Source organism: Nocardioides convexus (assembly GCF_011090295.1).
This window is the reverse complement of record NZ_JAAMYA010000001.1, coordinates 391,590-406,570: the sequence shown is the minus strand read 5'-3', so window position 1 is coordinate 406,570 and position 14,981 is coordinate 391,590. Positions and strand designations below refer to the sequence as shown.

Below are 14,981 nucleotides of genomic sequence, written 5' to 3'. Positions count from 1 at the left end.
CGTGCGGCTTCTCGGGCCGCTGCACCGGCGGGGCGGGGTCGTGGCCGCGCTGCGCCAGGCCGACCGGAACGGCGATCGCGGCCACCGCCGCCGCGACGAGGCCCGCCACGACCGCTCGCCGGCGCCAGGGCCGCGGCGGCTCGGCCTCGAGGAGGCCGGCCGGCACGGGCGGCACGTCGGCCTGCTCGGCACGGGTCGCGAACATCTCGGCGAGCTCCCGCTCGATCTGCTCGGTCATCACGACACCTCCTCGTTCGACTGCTCGGAGAGCCTGGGCGGAGCGCAGCGCGCGGAGCGCGGCGGACGCCTGTGACTTCACGGTCCCCGGCGAGACGCCGAGCACGGCGGCGATCTCCGCCTCGGACAGGTCCTCGTAGTAGCGCAGGACCAGGACCGCCCGCTGGCGCGGCGGCAACGCCTGGACCCGCTGCCACAGGTCCAACCGGGTCGCGGTGTCGGTGGCGGGATCGGCGCCGGGCGGTGGGACCGCGACGAGGTGCTGCTTGCCGGCGCGACGGCCGCGCTTGCGGCGCTCGCCCAGCAGGCTCGTTGAGCAGCATCTTGCGGACGTAGGCGTCGGGGGCGTCGGCGCGTCGTACCCGCGCCCACTGGGCCATCACCTTCAACAGGGTCGACTGCAGCAGGTCCTCGGCGGCTGCGGGGTCACCGGTGAGCAGGTGGGCGGTCCGGTAGAGCGCCGCCCAGCGGGCGGTGACGTACTCCTCGAAGGTCATCGTCGCCTCCTTCCACCCCCTCAGATGTCACGAGGCCGGCACCGGGTTGGGTACGGCGCCCACCGGATCTGCGAACCACAGCGTCCGGTGCGTCCACCGCCCCGGTCCGAGCCGCTGGCCGGAGCAGACCACGATGACGACCTGGGGCGCACCGTCCGCGGCGCTCCAGCCCGGGTACCCGTCCTCGACGCGCACCTCCACCCGCTTGGCCACCCGGTAGCACGCGATCCTCCCGGGCCGGGCGAGCCGCAGACTCGGCACCGACCCGGAGCCGGTCGAGCAGGGTGTTGCCCATCGCCGAGCCGTCCGGCCAGGTGTGGGTGTTGAGCAGGACGTGGCCCTGCCGGGACCCGGGCTCGACGCCGCCGAGGTCCCAGGCGAAGACCTGCTTGTCGGCGACGGGCGGGACACCGACCACGCCCGCGGCGTCACGAGGCAGAGCCCGGACCTCCGCGCGTCGTACGACGCCGGGGAGGGTGATGCTCGTCGGCACGAACCCGCGGCGTGCCTGCCCGGCGCACGGGTCGGCTCGCGGCGTCGGGCTCGGCGCCGGGGTGAGCGTCGGGACGGGGTCCGGTGCGGCGGCCGGTGGCGGGTCCTCGTCCCGGCCCAGCCACCAGGCGAGCAGGACGACGAGAAGCAGGGCCACAACACCCGCGGCTGCCGCCTGCCACGCCCTCCTCCGCCTGCTCACCGCACCATTGTGGGGCTTGTGTCGGAGGTCTGCGGAAGGATGGCTGTCGTGACCGAAGACCCGCTTGCCGCGTTCAGCGAGCCGACCCGGACCTGGTTCCGGGCGGCCTTCGCCGAGCCGACCGCTGCCCAGGCCGGCGCCTGGGACGCCATCGGCCGCGGGCGGCACACCCTGGTCGTCGCGCCGACGGGCTCGGGCAAGACGCTGAGCGCCTTCCTGGCCGGCATCGACCGGTTGCTGACGACACCACCCCCGGCCGACAAGAAGCACCGCACCCGGGTGCTCTACGTCTCCCCGCTCAAGGCGCTCGCGGTCGACGTCGAGCGCAACCTGCGCGCCCCGCTGACCGGCATCCGGCAGACCGCGGAGCGGCTCGGCGCGACCGGCCTGCCCGAGGTCACCGTCGGCATCCGCTCCGGCGACACGGCTGCGGGCGACCGGCGCAAGCTCGCGACCAAGCCGCCCGACGTGCTGATCACGACGCCGGAGTCGCTGTTCCTCATCCTCACCAGCCAGGCGCGGGAGACGCTGCGCGGCATCGAGACGGTGATCCTCGACGAGGTGCACGCGGTGGCCGGCACCAAGCGCGGAGCGCACCTGGCGGTCAGCCTGGAGCGGCTCGACGCGCTGCTCGCCACGCCGGCGCAGCGGATCGGGCTGTCCGCGACGGTGCGCCCGACCGAGGAGGTGGCCCGCTTCCTCGGCGGGTCCGCGCCGGTCGAGATCGTCGCGCCCCCGGCGCACAAGGAGTGGGACCTTCGGGTCGAGGTCCCGGTCGAGGACATGACCGAGCCTGGGCCAGGTCGTGGACGACGAGGATCCCACCGCGCCGCCCGCGCGGGCGAGCATCTGGCCGCACGTCGAGCAGCGGGTGGCCGAGGCTGATCGAGGAGCACAGACTCGACGATCGTGTTCACCAACGGCCGTCGCACGGCCGAGCGGCTGACGGCCCGGCTCAACGAGATCGCCGCCGAGCAGTCCGCCGAGGGTCTCGAGCCACCCGCCCAGATCATGGCGCAGTCGGGGGCGTCCGCCGGCGCGGCGCCGGTGCTCGCCCGCACCCACCACGGATCGGTCTCCAAGGAGCAGCGGGCGATCGTCGAGGACGACCTCAAGGCCGGCCGGCTGCCCGCCGTGGTCGCCACGAGCAGCCTCGAGCTCGGGATCGACATGGGCGCCGTCGACCTGGTCCTGCAGATCGCCTCGCCTCCCAGCGTCGCCAGCGCCCTGCAGCGGGTCGGCCGCGCGGGTCACCAGGTCGGCGAGACCTCGCGCGGGATCTTCTTCCCCCAGCACCGCGGCGACCTCGCCCCGGCCGCCGTGGCCGTCGCCCGGATGCGCACCGGTGGCATCGAGGAGCTCACGGTCCCGGCCAACCCGCTCGACGTGCTGGCCCAACAGGTCGTCGCCGCCACGGCCGTCGAGGAGTGGGACGTCGACGAGTCTCTACGACGTGGTGCGGCGGGCCGCGCCCTACGCCCACCTCCCCCGCTCGGCGTACGACGCGGTGCTCGAACTGCTCGCCGGCCGCTACCCCAGCGACGAGTTCGCCGAGTCTGCGCCCCCGGGTCACCTGGGACCGGGTGACCGGGCGGATCAGCGGCCGGCCCGGTGCCCAGCGGCTCGCGGTCACCAGCGGCGGCACGATTCCCGACCGCGGTCTCTACGGCGTGTTCCTCGCCGGCTCGGGCGACGGGCGCCGGGTCGGTGAGACTCGACGAGGAGATGGTCTACGAGAGCCGGGTCGGCGACGTCTTCGCGCTGGGCGCGACGAGTCTGGCGGATCGAGGACATCACCCGCGACCAGGTCATCGTCACCCCCGCGCCGGGCGTGCCTGGCCGGCTGCCGTTCTGGAAGGGCGACACCGCCGGGCGCCCGACCGAGCTCGGGGAGGCGATCGGCGCGTTCACCCGCGAGCTCGCTGCGCTCCCGGACAAGAAGGCCGAGGCCCGGGCCCGCGAGATCGGGCTCGACACCAATGCCGCGAGCAACCTGGTGACCTACCTGCGCGAGCAGGTCGAGTCCACCCGGGTCCTGCCCAGTGACAACACGGTCCTGGTCGAGCGCTTCCGTGACGAGACTCGGCGACTGGCGCATCGCCGTGCACTCGCCCTACGGCACCGCCGTGCACGCGCCCTGGGCGCTGGCGATCAACGCCCGGCTGCGCGAGCGCTTCGGCGTGGACGGCCAGGCGATGGCCTCCGACGACGGGATCGTGATCCGGATCCCCGACACCGACGCCGAGCCGCCCGGTGCCGACCTGATCGCCTTCGAGCCGGACGAGATCGAGGAGGTCGTGACCCGCGAGGTCGGTGGCTCCGCGCTCTTCGCCGCCCGCTTCCGCGAGTGCGCGGCCCGGGCGCTGCTGCTCCCCCGGCGCGACCCCGGCCGGCGCTCACCGCTGTGGCAGCAGCGGCAGCGGGCAGCGGCTCTCCTGGAGGTGGCGAGCCGCTACCCGTCGTTCCCGATCGTGCTGGAGACGGTCCGCGAGGTGCTCAACGACGTCTACGACCTGCCGGGCCTGACCACGCTGCTGCGCCGGGTCGAGCAGCGCGAGGTCACGGTCACCGAGGTCGAGACGAACCAACCCTCGCCGTACGCGCGGACGTTGATGTTCGGCTACGTCGCCCAGTTCGTCTACGAGGGCGACTCGCCGCTCGCCGAGCGCCGGGCCGCCGCACTCACCCTCGACCAGGGCCTGCTCGCGGAGCCTGCTCGGCCGGGCGGAGCCTGCGCGAGCCTGCTCGACCCCGACGTGCTGGCCGAGGCTCGAGGCAGAGCCTGCAGCGGACGATCCCGGACCGCCGTGCCCGCGACGCCGAGGGCGTGGCCGACCTGCTCCGGCTGCTCGGCCCGCTCACCGAGGCCGAGGTCACCGCCCGCGCCCGCGAGGAGGCGCCGGTCGCGGAGTGGCTGGCCGACCTGGTCGGCACCCGCCGGGTGGTCCCGGTCCGGATGGCCTACGGCGAGGCGTGGGCCGCCGTCGAGGACGTCGCCCGGCTGCGCGACGGCCTCGGTGTCCCCGTCCCGCCCGGCACCCCCGCCGCCTTCGCCGAGCCGGTCGAGGACCCGCTCTCGGACCTCGTCGGGCGCTACGCCCGCACCCACGGGCCGTTCACCCCCGACCAGGTCGCCGCCCGGCTGGGCCTCGGCGTCGCCGTCGTCCGGCACACCCTGCAGCGGCTGGAGGCCCAGGGCCGCGTCCTGTCGGGTGAGTTCCGGCCGGTCGGCGCGGGCGAGGAGTGGTGCGACGTCGAGGTGCTGCGCCGGCTGCGGCGCCGCTCGCTGGCCAGGCTGCGCCACGAGATCGAGCCCGTCGAGCCCGCCACGCTGGCCCGGTTCACCGCCGCCTGGCACGAGATCACCACCGCCCGGGGACCGCGCGGTGCGGACGGCCTGCTGCGCACCGTGGAGCAGGCTCGCCGGTGCGCCGGTGCCCGCCAGCGGGCTGGAGTCGCTGATCCTGCCGGCGCGGGTGCGCGACTACGAGCCGGCCCTGCTCGACGAGACTCACCGCGACCGGCGAGGTGCTCTGGGCCGGGCACGGCGCCCTGCCCGGCAGCGACGGCTGGATCTCGCTGCACCTGGCCGACCAGGCGCACCTCACCCTGCCCGAGCCGGGGGCGGTCGAGGACCCGCTGCAGCAGCGGGTGCTCGACGTGCTGAGCCCGGGCGGGGCGTGGTTCTTCCGCCAGGTCGCCGACCAGGTGGCTCGCGCCTGCGTCGAGGCCGGTGACCACGCACCGCTCGACGACGCCCTGAGTGCGGCGCTGTGGGGCCTGGTCTGGTCCGGCCACCTCACCAACGACACCCTCACGCCCGTGCGGGCGCTGACCCGCAGCGGCCGCGGCGCCCACCGCACCCGTCGCGCCCCTGCCCGGCCCGGCCGGGTCGCTCGCACCGGACCACCCGAGACCGCCGGGCGTTGGGCACTGCTGCCCGCGATCGACCGCGACCCGACCCGCCGGGCGCACGCCTTCGCCGAGCAAGCTTGCTGGAGCGGCACGGCGTGGTGACCCGGGGGGCGGTCGTCAACGAGCGGGTGCCCGGCGGCTTCGCGGCGGTCTACAAGGTCCTCAGCGCGTTCGAGGAGTCCGGCCGCTGCCGCCGGGGCTACTTCGTCGAGGGGCTCGGTGCCGCCCAGTTCGGCACCGCCGGCGCCGTCGACCGGCTGCGCACCTTCGTGCCGACCGGCCTGGAGGACAAGCCGGTTGCCGTCGCCCTGGCCGCGACCGACCCGGCGAACCCGTTCGGCGCGGCGCTCCCCTGGCCGCAGGCCGCCCGCGGCGAGGACGAGAGCGCCGGCCACCGACCAGGCCGCAAGGCCGGCGCGCTGGTCGTGCTGGTCGACGGTGCGTTGGTGCTGTACGTCGAGCGCGGCGGCCGAACGCTGCTCACCTGGAGCGAGGAGCCAGCCCTGCTCGCGCCCGCGGCCGAGGCGCTGTCCACCGCCGTCCGGCGCGGCACGCTCGGCCAGGCTCACCGTGGAGAAGGCCGACGGCGCGGCACTCCTCGGCAGCGGGAGCCCGCTGCGGGAGGCGCTCGCGGGAGCCGGCTTCGTGGCGACACCGCGGGGGTTGCGCATCCGTGCATGAGACACGATCCACCGGCTCTCCGCTGCCGCGCAGCCTTCGGCGGGCGCGCTCGCGCCTTGCGATCACACCCGTCGGGCGCCGCTCGCGTCACGGACAGCCGGTGTCTCGTGCCTGAGGGAGACGCCGTCCGCCGTACGGGCGACCGGTTGGACCGGGCCCTGGCCGGGCAGGTGCTGGTGCGCTCGGACTTCCGGGTGCCCCAGGCTGGCGCCCACCGACCTGGCCGGCGCGACCGTCCAGCCCACCGCGACCCATGGCAAGCACCTGCTGACCCGGCTGGTGACCGCCGACGGGACCCGGTTGACCCTGCACACCCACCTCAAGATGGAGGGCAGGCTGGCGCACCGTCGCGCCCGGCGAGCGCTGGCCGGGGCCGGCCGCGGACGCCCGGGTGGTGCTCACCACCGACCGGGTCGTCGCAGTCGGACTGCGGCTGGGCCTGGTCGAGTCTGTTCCCGACCGCCGAGGAGCCGGCGGTCATCGGCCACCTCGGGCCGGACCTGCTCGGGCCGTGGACCGACGCCGAGCGCGACGAGGCCGTCGCCCGGCTGACCGCGCGGCCGGACCGGGTGCTCGGCGAGGCGCTGCTCGACCAGACCGTGGTGGCCGGGATCGGCACCATCTGGCTCGCCGAGAGCCTGCTTCGTCCACGGCGTGTGCCCGGTCGGCCCGGTGTCCCAGGTCCGCGACCCCGCCCGGTTCCTCAACCGGGCCCGCCAGATGCTCCAGTCGGCGATGCGTACCGGGCGCCCGGTCACCACCGGCGACCGGCGCAACCCGGTCTACGTCTTCCGGCGCCAGCGCCAGCCCTGCCGCCGCTGCGGCACCACGATCCTCGCCGGCGAGGTGGGCGAGGCCGGGCGGGAGCGGACCACCTACTGGTGTCCCCGCTGCCAGCCCGGCCCCACCGGCTCGACCGCCACGAGCGGCTAGTCGTCGGTCCGCAGGCTCGAGCGTCGTACCGTGCGGCAGGGCCTGGACCAGCCGCAGCCGGGCCAGCGCCGGGTTGTCGGCCAGCAGGCTTCGCGCCGTTGGCGAGCGAGCGGAGCGCGGCCGTCTCGGCGCGTGCCTCCTCCAGGCTTCACCTGCGCCCGGTGCCGGGCCACGACCAGGTCCGCGCGCGCCTGGCGCAGGCTCGAACGGCAGCAGCACGTCCTTGACGTCCATGGCCAGCACCTCCATGCCGACCCGGGCACCCTCGGCACGCACGTCCGCGAGCAGCCGGTCGGTGCCCTCGGCACGGACCGCGGTGGCGACGTCCTCGGCGGCGAGGCCGGCCGCGAGTCTCGCGCACGGCGACCTGCACGGCGAGGTACACCACGGCGACGGCGTCCGTCGCGACCTCGGCGTAGGAGACCGGGTCGGCGACCCGCCAGCGCACCGTGGCCGAGATCTTCACGCTCAGCCCGTCGTCGGTCGGCACCTCCTGCGGAGCGAGGGCGGTGAGTCTGCTCGCGCAGGTCCACGATCTCGTACGACGCCCGCGGGCGCGCGGCATGCCGGCCCGCCGGGAGCACCACGGTCGGCTGGCCGTCAAGGCGCTCCAGCGCGACCGTCGTACGGACCGGGACCGCCGCAGGGCGCGGCGCGGGGTGGTGGCCGTCGCCCACCGCCTCAGGGAGACGGGAGTCGAACCCGAGTGCTTTGCAGGCACGTGCCGGCGAAGCGGGGGACAACACGCGGAACCGCCGCCGGTACGCCGGAGTGGCCGCTGACCTCGCGCCGAGAACGGTAGGCGCCGCTCCCCCGCCGGCGCACCTCATTTCTTCCCGCAGGGTGATCTGGCTCTCGCTGCAGGCCCGGAACGCGCGCCCTGGTTCCGTTCGTTGACCGAGCATGCACCGCCATCACAACGGCCTCAAGACCGCCGGTCTGTTCGGCGTCATCTTCGCCCTGCTGCTCGCCGTCGGCGGGCTGATCGCCGCTTCGACCGGCGAACTCGGCGTTCATCTGGATCTTCGCGCTGATCGGCGTCGGCACGACCGCCTACGGCTACTGGAACTCCGACAAGCTCGCGATCAAGGCGATGCACGCCTATCCGGTGAGCGAGTCGCAGCAGCCCGCGATGTACCGCATCGTGCGCGAAGCTCTCCACGACCGCCGGCCAGCCGATGCCCGCCCTCTTCGTCTCCCCCACCCAGGCGCCCAACGCGTTCGCGACCGGCCGCAACCCGCAGAACGCAGCGGTCTGCTGCACCGAGGGCATCCTCGGCCTGCTCGACGAGCGCGAGTCTGCGCGGCGTGCTGGGCCACGAGTCCATGCACGTCTACAACCGCGACATCCTGACCGGCTCGATCGCGGCCGCGGTGGCCGGCGTGATCAGACTCGGTCGCCCAGTTCCTGGCTTTCACCTCGTTCTTCGGCGGCGGCAACGACGAGAACCGGCCCAACCCGCTGGCCATGATCGCGACCGCGCTGCTGGCGCCCTTCGCCGCGGCGATCATCCAGATGGCGATCAGTCGCACCCGGGAGTACGACGCGGACGAGGACGGCGCCCGTCTCACCAACGACCCGCTGGCCCTCGCCTCCGCGCTGCGCAAGGCTGGAGTCGGGCACCGCCCGCGCGCCCCTGGCGCCCACCCCGCAGCTGCAGAACGCCAGCCACATGATGATCGCGAACCCGTTCCGGGCCGCGGACGTGCAGAAGATGTTCTCCACCCACCCGCCGATGGCGGAGCGGATCGCGCGCCTGGAGGCGATGGCCGGGGGACGCCGCTGACGGGAGCCGGCGGACCCCCGTCGGAGATCCGGTGGGGTCAGGCGGCGGAGGCGACGACCTCGCCCGTGCGGCGGGTCGTGATCGGCGTCGGGGCGGCGGCCACCAGAGCGGCCTCCTCCAGCGCCACGGCATCCGCGACCTCGCGGAGCACGTCGGACAGCGGCATCTCGAGCGCGTCGCACAGCGAGGACAGCAGACTCCGAGGACGCCTCCTTCTGGCCGCGCTCGATCTCGGAGATGTAGCCGAGGCTGACCCGGGCGGCACCCGAGACCTCGCGCAGGGTGAGACCGAGGCTCTGCGCGACGGTTGCGCAGGATGTCACCGAGTGAACGGCGGAACAGCACCATCTCGATCTCCTCTCCCTGGACGTCCCCGGGCTCCCGGTTCACCCGGGTCGTGTGCCCAACGCTACCCGAGGCCTGAATCTTCCGCGGGCTGAGTGTCCGAGCCGATCATGTCAGCCAGCGCCGACAACGCGGCGTCGACACTCGCTTCCTGGACGGTCGGCCGGTCCCCGTCGAGCGCGAGACCGACCGCGCGGACGCCGTGCGGGCCCGCCACGCCGACGTAGACGGTGCCGACCGGCTTGCCCTCCTGGCGCTCCGGCCCGGCGACGCCGGTGGTGCTGACGGCGTACGTCGTGCCGAGAAGCCGCCGCGCGCCGGCCGCCATCTCCTCGGCACACGCGGCCGAGACCACGCCGTGCTCGTCGACGGTCTCCTGGGCGACGCCGAGGACGTCCACCTTCACCTCGGTGTGGTAGGCTCACCACTCCCCCGGCGAAGACCGCGGAGGACCCGGGCACCCCGGTCAGCCGCGAGGCCAGCCGGCCTCCGGTCAACGACTCCGCGGTGGCCACCGTGGCCTCCAGGCTCGCGGAGGTGGTCAACGAGGTCGGCCGGCGATCCCATGGCACCGATCGTGCCACGGGACCGCCGGCCGGCGTACCTCAGGTCAGGCTCAGCGGACCACCGTGAAGGTGGACGTCACCCGCTTGAGCTCGAGGAGGGCGCTGCCGTTGTAGACCAGCGCCAGGGTCTTCGTGCCCGTGGTGGGGAAGACCGGGAGGCTTGGCCGAGGCACGCCCGTCGACGAGCGTGACCGTGACCGCCCCGACGCCCGTCGCCGAGACCGTCACGGTCCCGGTGGCCGGGACCCCGTCGGCGTTGGCGACCCGGACGTTGACGACCGTGCGGGTCGACTTCACCTTGACCGGCGAGGTCATCGCCATCTTGGTGATCGTCACCGTGCCCTTGCGGACCACGATGACGCCCGTGTCCGACCCGGTGCCCACACCGGCGTTGCCGCTGTAGGTGGCCAGGAAGGTGAACGGGGACAGACCCGGCACCAGCGAGCGCGCCGCGACGACGACGTTGGCACGACCGGTGGCGTCCACGGTCGCCGTACCGAGCACCTTGGTGCCGATCCGGAGGGTGACCGTGCCGCCGGCCGTCGAGGCACCGGCCGCCGTCACGAAGACCGGGACGGTGACCGTCTTGCCGTAGGTCATGGTCGCGTTGCCGGCCGTGACGACGGGAGTGGCCTTGGCAACCGCAGCGGTGGCCTCCGAGGTGGCGTCCTTCGCCGTGAATCCGGCCGCGGTGGCCGTCGCGACGACCGTGATCGTCTTGCCCACCTCGGCCGCCGTCAGCGTGTACGACGCGTCGGTGGCCCCGCTGATGGCGGTCCCGTCGGCGAACCACTGGTAGGTGACCGCGTCGGGCGCCGGGTCCCAGGCTGCCGGAGGAGGCGGACGAGCTTCTGCCCGACGACCGGCGAGCCGGAGATGGTCGGCACCGCCGTGTTGGCGAAGGTGCCCGGCGCGACCTCCGCGGTCGCCGCGGACGTCGCCGAGGCGTCGTCCCAGCCCTCGAGCGAGGCGGTCACCCGGACGGTGATCGTCTTGCCCGCCTGCGCCGCACCCGGGGTGAAGGTGGACGAGGTGGCGCCGGAGATCGCGACGCCGTCGGCCAGCCACTGGTACGCGTAGGACGTCGGGGTCGGCGTCCACGAGCCGTTGCCGGCCGTGAGCTCCTCGCCCACCTTGGGCGTACCGGTGATGGTCGGCTCGCCCGTGTTGGCCAGCGTGCCCCGCACGATCGTCGCCGGGACGGGCACGGTGGTGCCGGTCGAGGTCCCGACCAGCGTCAGGCTGGACCGTGCCGGAGGGCAGGCTCGTCGGCAGGACGACGTCGACCGACGCCTTGCCGTAGGGGTCGAACACGGCCGTGCCGATGGTGTTGTCGACCGGGAAGGTCCCCAGCACCTGGTCGCCGAGCCTTGACCTGCAGCGTGGCGTCCTTCGTGTCGGCGGAGGTGGACATCGCCCACGAGCCGACGGAGAAGGTCACGTGGTCACCCGGGGCGTACGACGCCGGGGCGCCGGCCGGGAAGTCCACCTGCACCGCGTGCTGGGTCCGGTCGACCGGGAGCGGTGCCTGCGCGGCCTTGGCGGCCATGTAGTCCACCATCGCCTGCAGGTCGGCCTTGCCGGTGTCGACCTTGCTCGTGCCGTTGGCGAACTCGCGGAAGTTGTCTCCGCCGGTCGCCAGGAACGAGTTGACCGTCACCGAGTAGACTCGTGGCCGGGTCGATCGGCTCGCCGTTGAGCCACATCCCGGTCACCGTGCCCTGGACGGTCGCGGTGCCGTTCGGCAGGGTGACCGGCTTCTCCGAGTAGGTGTAGGTGAACCCGTCGGAGACGCCGAGCCGCAGGAACGGCCGCGTGGGCAGCGTCCCGTCGGCGTTGCGCTGCCACTGCTGCTCGAGCACCTTCTTGGTCTGGGCTCCGGTGAGCCTTGATGTTGTTCAGCGTGTTGGCGAAGGGCTGGACGACCGCGGCCTGCTTGTAGGTCAGGATCCGGTCGCCGATCTTGGCGGTCGACTCCGGGTGGGCGTCTAGGTAGGCCTGGTCCACCACGGTGCCGACCATGTCCGCACGCAGACCGCCGGGGTTCATGAAGGCGATCTGGGCGTCGGTGGCCCAGCGCTGCACCTCGGCGACCTTGTTGCCCAGCGTCGACTCACCACCGCGGTTCTCGGTGGTGCCGTCGGCCGGCTTGGCGCGGTTGAAGGCACCCTGGATCTTGCCGAGGCTCCTTCGCCCCGAGCACGTTGGCCTGCGCCGAGGCGGCGTTGACGATCGAGGTGACCGCCGGGTCCGCCGGCCAGGTGCCGTTGGTGAGGTTCAGGACCTGCTGCGTCTTGGCCGTGACCTTGCCATCGCCGTCGACGGTGAACACCAGGCTTGTTGAGGTTGGTGCCGTACTGGCCGGCCGAGACGACCGGGCGCTCGGTGACCGCACGACCGTCCTGGGCCCACTTGGCGACGGGGATCGAGCAGTTGTAGGCCTTGTGCGTGTGGCCGGAGACGATCGCGTCCACGTCGGGCGAGACGTTCTGGGTGATGTTGCCCCAGACGGTGCTCGGGTCGGTGAACTGCGCCGAGCCGCAGTCCGTGTCGGCCGCGCCCTCGTGGACCAGCAGGACCACGAGCCTGCGCACCGTCGGTCTTGAGTCGCGCCGCGGCCGCGTTGGTCGAGTCGACGATGTCGCTCACGGTCACGCCCTGGATGCCACCGGGGCTGACCAGGGTCGGCAGGTCCTCGGTGACCGCGCCGACGAAGCCGACCTTGACGCCGTCGATCGTCTTGGTCCAGGTGTCCGCGAGATCGTCGCGACCGTTGGGCTCGTTGACGTTGGCGGCGATGTACTTCCAGTTCGCCCGGTCCTGCACCCGGCCCACGAGGTCCTCGTAGCCCTGGTCGAACTCGTGGTTGCCTGCGGCCGAGACCTCCAGGCCGGCCTCGTTGAGCGCGTCGATCGTCGGCTCGTCCCTCTGGATGAAGGACTCGAAGGTCGAGGCGCCGATCAGGTCGCCCGCGGCGACGAAGACCGTGTCCGGGTTCTCCGAGCGCAGGCTTCTTCACGGCCCCGGACAGGACTGCGGCACCGGCGGCGTTGGTTCCGTCAGCGAGCAGGCGGCCGTGGAAGTCGTTCGTGCCGATGATCTGCACGTCGGTGCTCGCGGGCACGACCTTCTTGATGCCGATGACCTCCGGGTTGTGGTCGGAGGCGCTGTAGGTGCCGTCGGTGTAGAGGTTCGTGCCGACGTAGTTGTAGCGGGAGTACAGGTTGAAGACCGTCTCGTTGGCGTTGATCTCCCAGATGTCGACCCCGGTCACGAGCGCCTTGGCGGCGGCGTTGGCGAGCACGTGGTCGAGCGAGCCGGACTGGCCGTCGAAGTCTGTAGGAGTGCTTGCCCTCCGCCTCGAGCCTGGCTGTAGCCCTTGCCATAGAGGACCTGCATCGGGTCCTCCTGCGAGTAGGAGTTGAAGTCGCCGGTCAGGAAGACGGCGCTCACCCCGCGCGCGGCGGCGAAGTCGTCGGCGTACTGGGCCAGGCGGGTGGCCTGGTTGATCCGGTCCGGGTTGGCGTTGCCCTGGCCCGTGCCGTCGTTGGCGCCGGAGCCCTTGGACTTGAAGTGGTTGACGATCACCGCGAACTTGCTGGCGTCGGTGGCGCCCTTCGGCTTGAACACCGAGGCGAAGGGCTCGCGGGCGTTGTCGAACTCGGAGGTGCCGAACAGCATGTCGGCGGCGCCGACGACCTCCACCTTGGCCGGCTTGTAGATGAAGCCGGTCCGGATCACGTCCTGCAGGGCGACGTTGGCGTCCGTCGACGCGCTCGCCGGCGAGCGGACGTAGTCCCAGGTACCGGCACCGGCGGCCGCGTTGAGCGCGGTCACCAGCGCGGCCAGCGCCTCGTCACGGTCGACACCGGCGCCGTCGACGACGCGGCTGTTCTCGATCTCCTCGACCGAGATGATGTCGGCGTCGATCTTGTTGATCGCACCGACGATCTTCGCCTGCTGGCGCTGGAAGTTCGTCTCGTCCCAGGCGCCGCGCGGACCGGTGCCGGGGCAGGTGTTCACCGCGATCGGGGTGCCGGCGCGGTCCTTGAAGGAGCCTGCAGCCGGCGTAGTCCTTGCCGAGGGTGGTGAAGTAGTTGAGCACGTTGAAGGTGCCCAGGCTTGATGTCGCCGCCCACCGGCGCCGGAGCGGCCGGCCGGTTCTGCTCGAAGGTCAGGCTTTGCCGGTCGGGGCGCCGACCACCTGGGAGGTGGGCTGCACCTTCCAGCCGAAGCGGTAGTCGAGGATCACGGGCTGGTCGAAGGTGACCTTCGCGCCCACCCGGACCTGGTGGTCGGGGGTGAACCAGGGCAGCGGCGAGTCCTTGCCCGCGGCGGTGTTGGCGGTGTTCCAGTACGTCGTGCTGGAGCCGTCGTCGAGGATGACCCGGTGCGCGTCGTTCCAGCGCGTGCGGGCCGCGATCGCCGCGGTGTCCTGGGCGTCGATGATGTCGGTCGGCGTGATGAGCGGCTCGTTCGACTCGGCCGCGAGGCCGATCTCGCCGAAGTTGCTGCTCGACGGGGTGGCGCCGGAGACGAACGCCGAGCCGTCGTAGGCGTCGGTGACGGTGTACGACGAGGTGGGCTTGAACGCCTCGCCCTCGACGGCCTCACGCGCGGCTTCCAGGGCGGCACCCTGGAGGCAGTCGGTGCCCGGGAGGGCGCAGTCCGTGCCGGGGAGGACCGTCTTGGGGACCACGGTGCCGAGGTTGGCGATCGTGGTGACCGATCCGGCGGTGACGTCGATCTCGGTGAGGCCGTTGAACTCCTTCACCGTGCCGGAGACCCGGACCGAGTCGCCGACGGCGAGCCCGGCCGGGACGCTGCCGAAGACGAAGACGCCGTCGGACTTGCCCGGAGTGGCGTCGGGGCCGGGGGTCTGGATGTAGAAGCCGTTGAAGCCGCCGGTCGGGTACGCCGCGGTGACGACGCCCTGGGTGGTGACCGCGGTGTCCACGAGCGGGCTGGCCGCGCCGCTGCCCTGGATGTCGGCGATCGGGGTGGTGGCCGCGGGGTCGTTGACGGTGATGGTGAACGTCGCCGTCTTCGTCGCCTGCGGGTCGGCCGAGTCCTTGACCGTCGCGGTCACCTCGGTCGTGCCGGCCGCGGAGGGCGTGCCCTCGATCGCGTTGCCGTTGAGGGTCAGGCCGGCCGGGACTCGGTCGTCGTCCAGGTGTACGGCGCGGTGCCGCCCGTGGCGCTGAGCGTGATCGGCGCGATCGCCGTGCCCTTGACGAAGGTCTTGGCGCCCGGGTTGGCCGCGGTCAGGCTCGTCGCTGACGACGACCGAGGCGTTCGTCGGCGTGGGGTCGGCCAGCACGAAGTC

18 protein-coding genes and 4 pseudogenes are annotated in these 14,981 nt (G+C 73.2%); 10 read left to right on the top strand and 12 right to left on the bottom strand.

The window, feature by feature from the left end:
* Positions 1-337 precede the first annotated feature (337 nt).
* Both G5V59_RS02970 and G5V59_RS02965 read right to left on the bottom strand, forming a co-directional pair.
* Positions 338-541, bottom strand: a pseudogene (locus G5V59_RS02970) (sigma factor-like helix-turn-helix DNA-binding protein); the annotation flags it as partial.
* 122 nt (positions 542-663) lie between these two features.
* A complete protein-coding gene (locus G5V59_RS02965; protein ID WP_278255535.1) occupies positions 664-1,428 on the bottom strand; it encodes a hypothetical protein in 765 nt (254 codons plus the stop codon).
* A gap of 48 nt (positions 1,429-1,476) precedes the next feature.
* On the opposite strand from G5V59_RS02965, the gene G5V59_RS02960 reads away from it, so the two are divergent.
* The 7 genes from G5V59_RS02960 to G5V59_RS35545 are packed head-to-tail and all read left to right on the top strand — an operon-like array spanning position 1,477 to position 7,184.
* Positions 1,477-2,313, top strand: a complete 837-nt coding sequence (locus G5V59_RS02960; RefSeq protein WP_278255534.1) for a DEAD/DEAH box helicase — start codon at positions 1,477-1,479, stop codon at positions 2,311-2,313.
* A gap of 24 nt (positions 2,314-2,337) precedes the next feature.
* Positions 2,338-3,015: a helicase-related protein gene (locus tag G5V59_RS02955; RefSeq protein WP_278255533.1), complete on the top strand. Its 678-nt coding sequence runs from the start codon at positions 2,338-2,340 to the stop codon at positions 3,013-3,015.
* Positions 2,936-3,139 (top strand): hypothetical protein, encoded by a 204-nt coding sequence (locus tag G5V59_RS02950; protein ID WP_278260267.1) that lies wholly within the window; start codon positions 2,936-2,938, stop codon positions 3,137-3,139. Before G5V59_RS02955 ends, G5V59_RS02950 begins: the two co-directional genes overlap by 80 nt.
* Positions 3,136-3,474: a hypothetical protein gene (locus G5V59_RS02945; RefSeq protein ID WP_278255532.1), complete on the top strand. Its 339-nt coding sequence runs from the start codon at positions 3,136-3,138 to the stop codon at positions 3,472-3,474. The genes G5V59_RS02950 and G5V59_RS02945 overlap by 4 nt, the downstream gene beginning before the upstream one ends.
* The gene (locus G5V59_RS02940; RefSeq protein WP_341350828.1) at positions 3,471-5,165 is read left to right on the top strand and encodes a hypothetical protein; all 1,695 of its coding nucleotides are present in this window, start codon (positions 3,471-3,473) and stop codon (positions 5,163-5,165) included. The genes G5V59_RS02945 and G5V59_RS02940 overlap by 4 nt, the downstream gene beginning before the upstream one ends.
* Positions 5,080-5,445 carry a hypothetical protein gene (locus G5V59_RS02935; protein WP_278260266.1) on the top strand — a complete coding sequence of 122 codons (366 nt, stop codon included), beginning with the start codon at positions 5,080-5,082 and terminating at the stop codon, positions 5,443-5,445. Before G5V59_RS02940 ends, G5V59_RS02935 begins: the two co-directional genes overlap by 86 nt.
* Positions 5,439-7,184: a hypothetical protein gene (locus G5V59_RS35545; protein WP_341350827.1), complete on the top strand. Its 1,746-nt coding sequence runs from the start codon at positions 5,439-5,441 to the stop codon at positions 7,182-7,184. The genes G5V59_RS02935 and G5V59_RS35545 overlap by 7 nt, the downstream gene beginning before the upstream one ends.
* On the opposite strand, the gene G5V59_RS35540 is transcribed toward G5V59_RS35545, so the two are convergent.
* The gene (locus G5V59_RS35540) at positions 7,106-7,522 is read right to left on the bottom strand and encodes an SPFH domain-containing protein (protein ID WP_341350826.1); all 417 of its coding nucleotides are present in this window, start codon (positions 7,520-7,522) and stop codon (positions 7,106-7,108) included. The two genes, G5V59_RS35545 and G5V59_RS35540, sit on opposite strands and share 79 nt — an antisense overlap.
* A gap of 328 nt (positions 7,523-7,850) precedes the next feature.
* Here G5V59_RS35540 and G5V59_RS02920 point away from each other — a divergent pair, with 328 nt between their 5' ends.
* The 3 genes and pseudogenes from G5V59_RS02920 to G5V59_RS02910 all read left to right on the top strand — a co-directional run.
* A complete protein-coding gene (locus G5V59_RS02920; RefSeq protein WP_278255530.1) occupies positions 7,851-7,991 on the top strand; it encodes a hypothetical protein in 141 nt (46 codons plus the stop codon).
* Positions 7,992-8,135: 144 nt separating this feature from the next.
* Entirely contained in the window at positions 8,136-8,429 is a 294-nt protein-coding gene (locus G5V59_RS02915) for a hypothetical protein (protein WP_278255529.1), read from the top strand.
* Positions 8,426-8,563: pseudogene (locus G5V59_RS02910) on the top strand (M48 family metalloprotease); the annotation flags it as partial. The gene G5V59_RS02915 and the pseudogene G5V59_RS02910, both read left to right, overlap by 4 nt.
* A gap of 218 nt (positions 8,564-8,781) precedes the next feature.
* On the opposite strand, the pseudogene G5V59_RS02905 reads toward G5V59_RS02910, so the two are convergent.
* The 9 genes and pseudogenes from G5V59_RS02905 to G5V59_RS02865 all read right to left on the bottom strand — a co-directional run bounded on the left by G5V59_RS02905 (position 8,782) and on the right by G5V59_RS02865 (position 14,975).
* Positions 8,782-9,092 (bottom strand): annotated as a pseudogene (locus G5V59_RS02905) (helix-turn-helix transcriptional regulator).
* A gap of 61 nt (positions 9,093-9,153) precedes the next feature.
* Complete coding sequence (locus G5V59_RS02900) at positions 9,154-9,489, bottom strand: CinA family protein (RefSeq protein ID WP_278255528.1); 336 nt, start codon at positions 9,487-9,489, stop codon at positions 9,154-9,156.
* A 71-nt stretch (positions 9,490-9,560) separates the two neighbouring features.
* Positions 9,561-9,604, bottom strand: a pseudogene (locus tag G5V59_RS02895) (hypothetical protein); the annotation flags it as partial.
* A 90-nt stretch (positions 9,605-9,694) separates the two neighbouring features.
* Positions 9,695-11,011: a hypothetical protein gene (locus G5V59_RS02890; RefSeq protein ID WP_278255527.1), complete on the bottom strand. Its 1,317-nt coding sequence runs from the start codon at positions 11,009-11,011 to the stop codon at positions 9,695-9,697.
* Positions 10,893-11,315 carry a hypothetical protein gene (locus G5V59_RS02885; RefSeq protein ID WP_278255526.1) on the bottom strand — a complete coding sequence of 141 codons (423 nt, stop codon included), beginning with the start codon at positions 11,313-11,315 and terminating at the stop codon, positions 10,893-10,895. Before G5V59_RS02885 ends, G5V59_RS02890 begins: the two co-directional genes overlap by 119 nt.
* Entirely contained in the window at positions 11,312-11,740 is a 429-nt protein-coding gene (locus tag G5V59_RS02880) for a hypothetical protein (protein WP_278255525.1), read from the bottom strand. Before G5V59_RS02880 ends, G5V59_RS02885 begins: the two co-directional genes overlap by 4 nt.
* Positions 11,741-11,768: 28 nt before the next feature.
* Entirely contained in the window at positions 11,769-12,959 is a 1,191-nt protein-coding gene (locus tag G5V59_RS02875; RefSeq protein WP_278255524.1) for a hypothetical protein, read from the bottom strand.
* Positions 12,926-13,678, bottom strand: a complete 753-nt coding sequence (locus G5V59_RS02870) for a hypothetical protein (RefSeq protein ID WP_278255523.1) — start codon at positions 13,676-13,678, stop codon at positions 12,926-12,928. The genes G5V59_RS02875 and G5V59_RS02870 overlap by 34 nt, the downstream gene beginning before the upstream one ends.
* A gap of 151 nt (positions 13,679-13,829) precedes the next feature.
* Positions 13,830-14,975 (bottom strand): putative Ig domain-containing protein, encoded by a 1,146-nt coding sequence (locus tag G5V59_RS02865; protein WP_278255522.1) that lies wholly within the window; start codon positions 14,973-14,975, stop codon positions 13,830-13,832.
* Between the last annotated feature and the right edge of the window lie 6 nt (positions 14,976-14,981).

Coding starts and splice junctions, on each gene's coding strand:
- G5V59_RS35540 (WP_341350826.1), bottom strand. CDS start 7,522: ATGCCGCGCGCCCGCGGGCGTCGTACGAGATCGTGGACCTGCGCGAGC.
- G5V59_RS02915 (WP_278255529.1), top strand. CDS start 8,136: ATGCCCGCCCTCTTCGTCTCCCCCACCCAGGCGCCCAACGCGTTCGCG.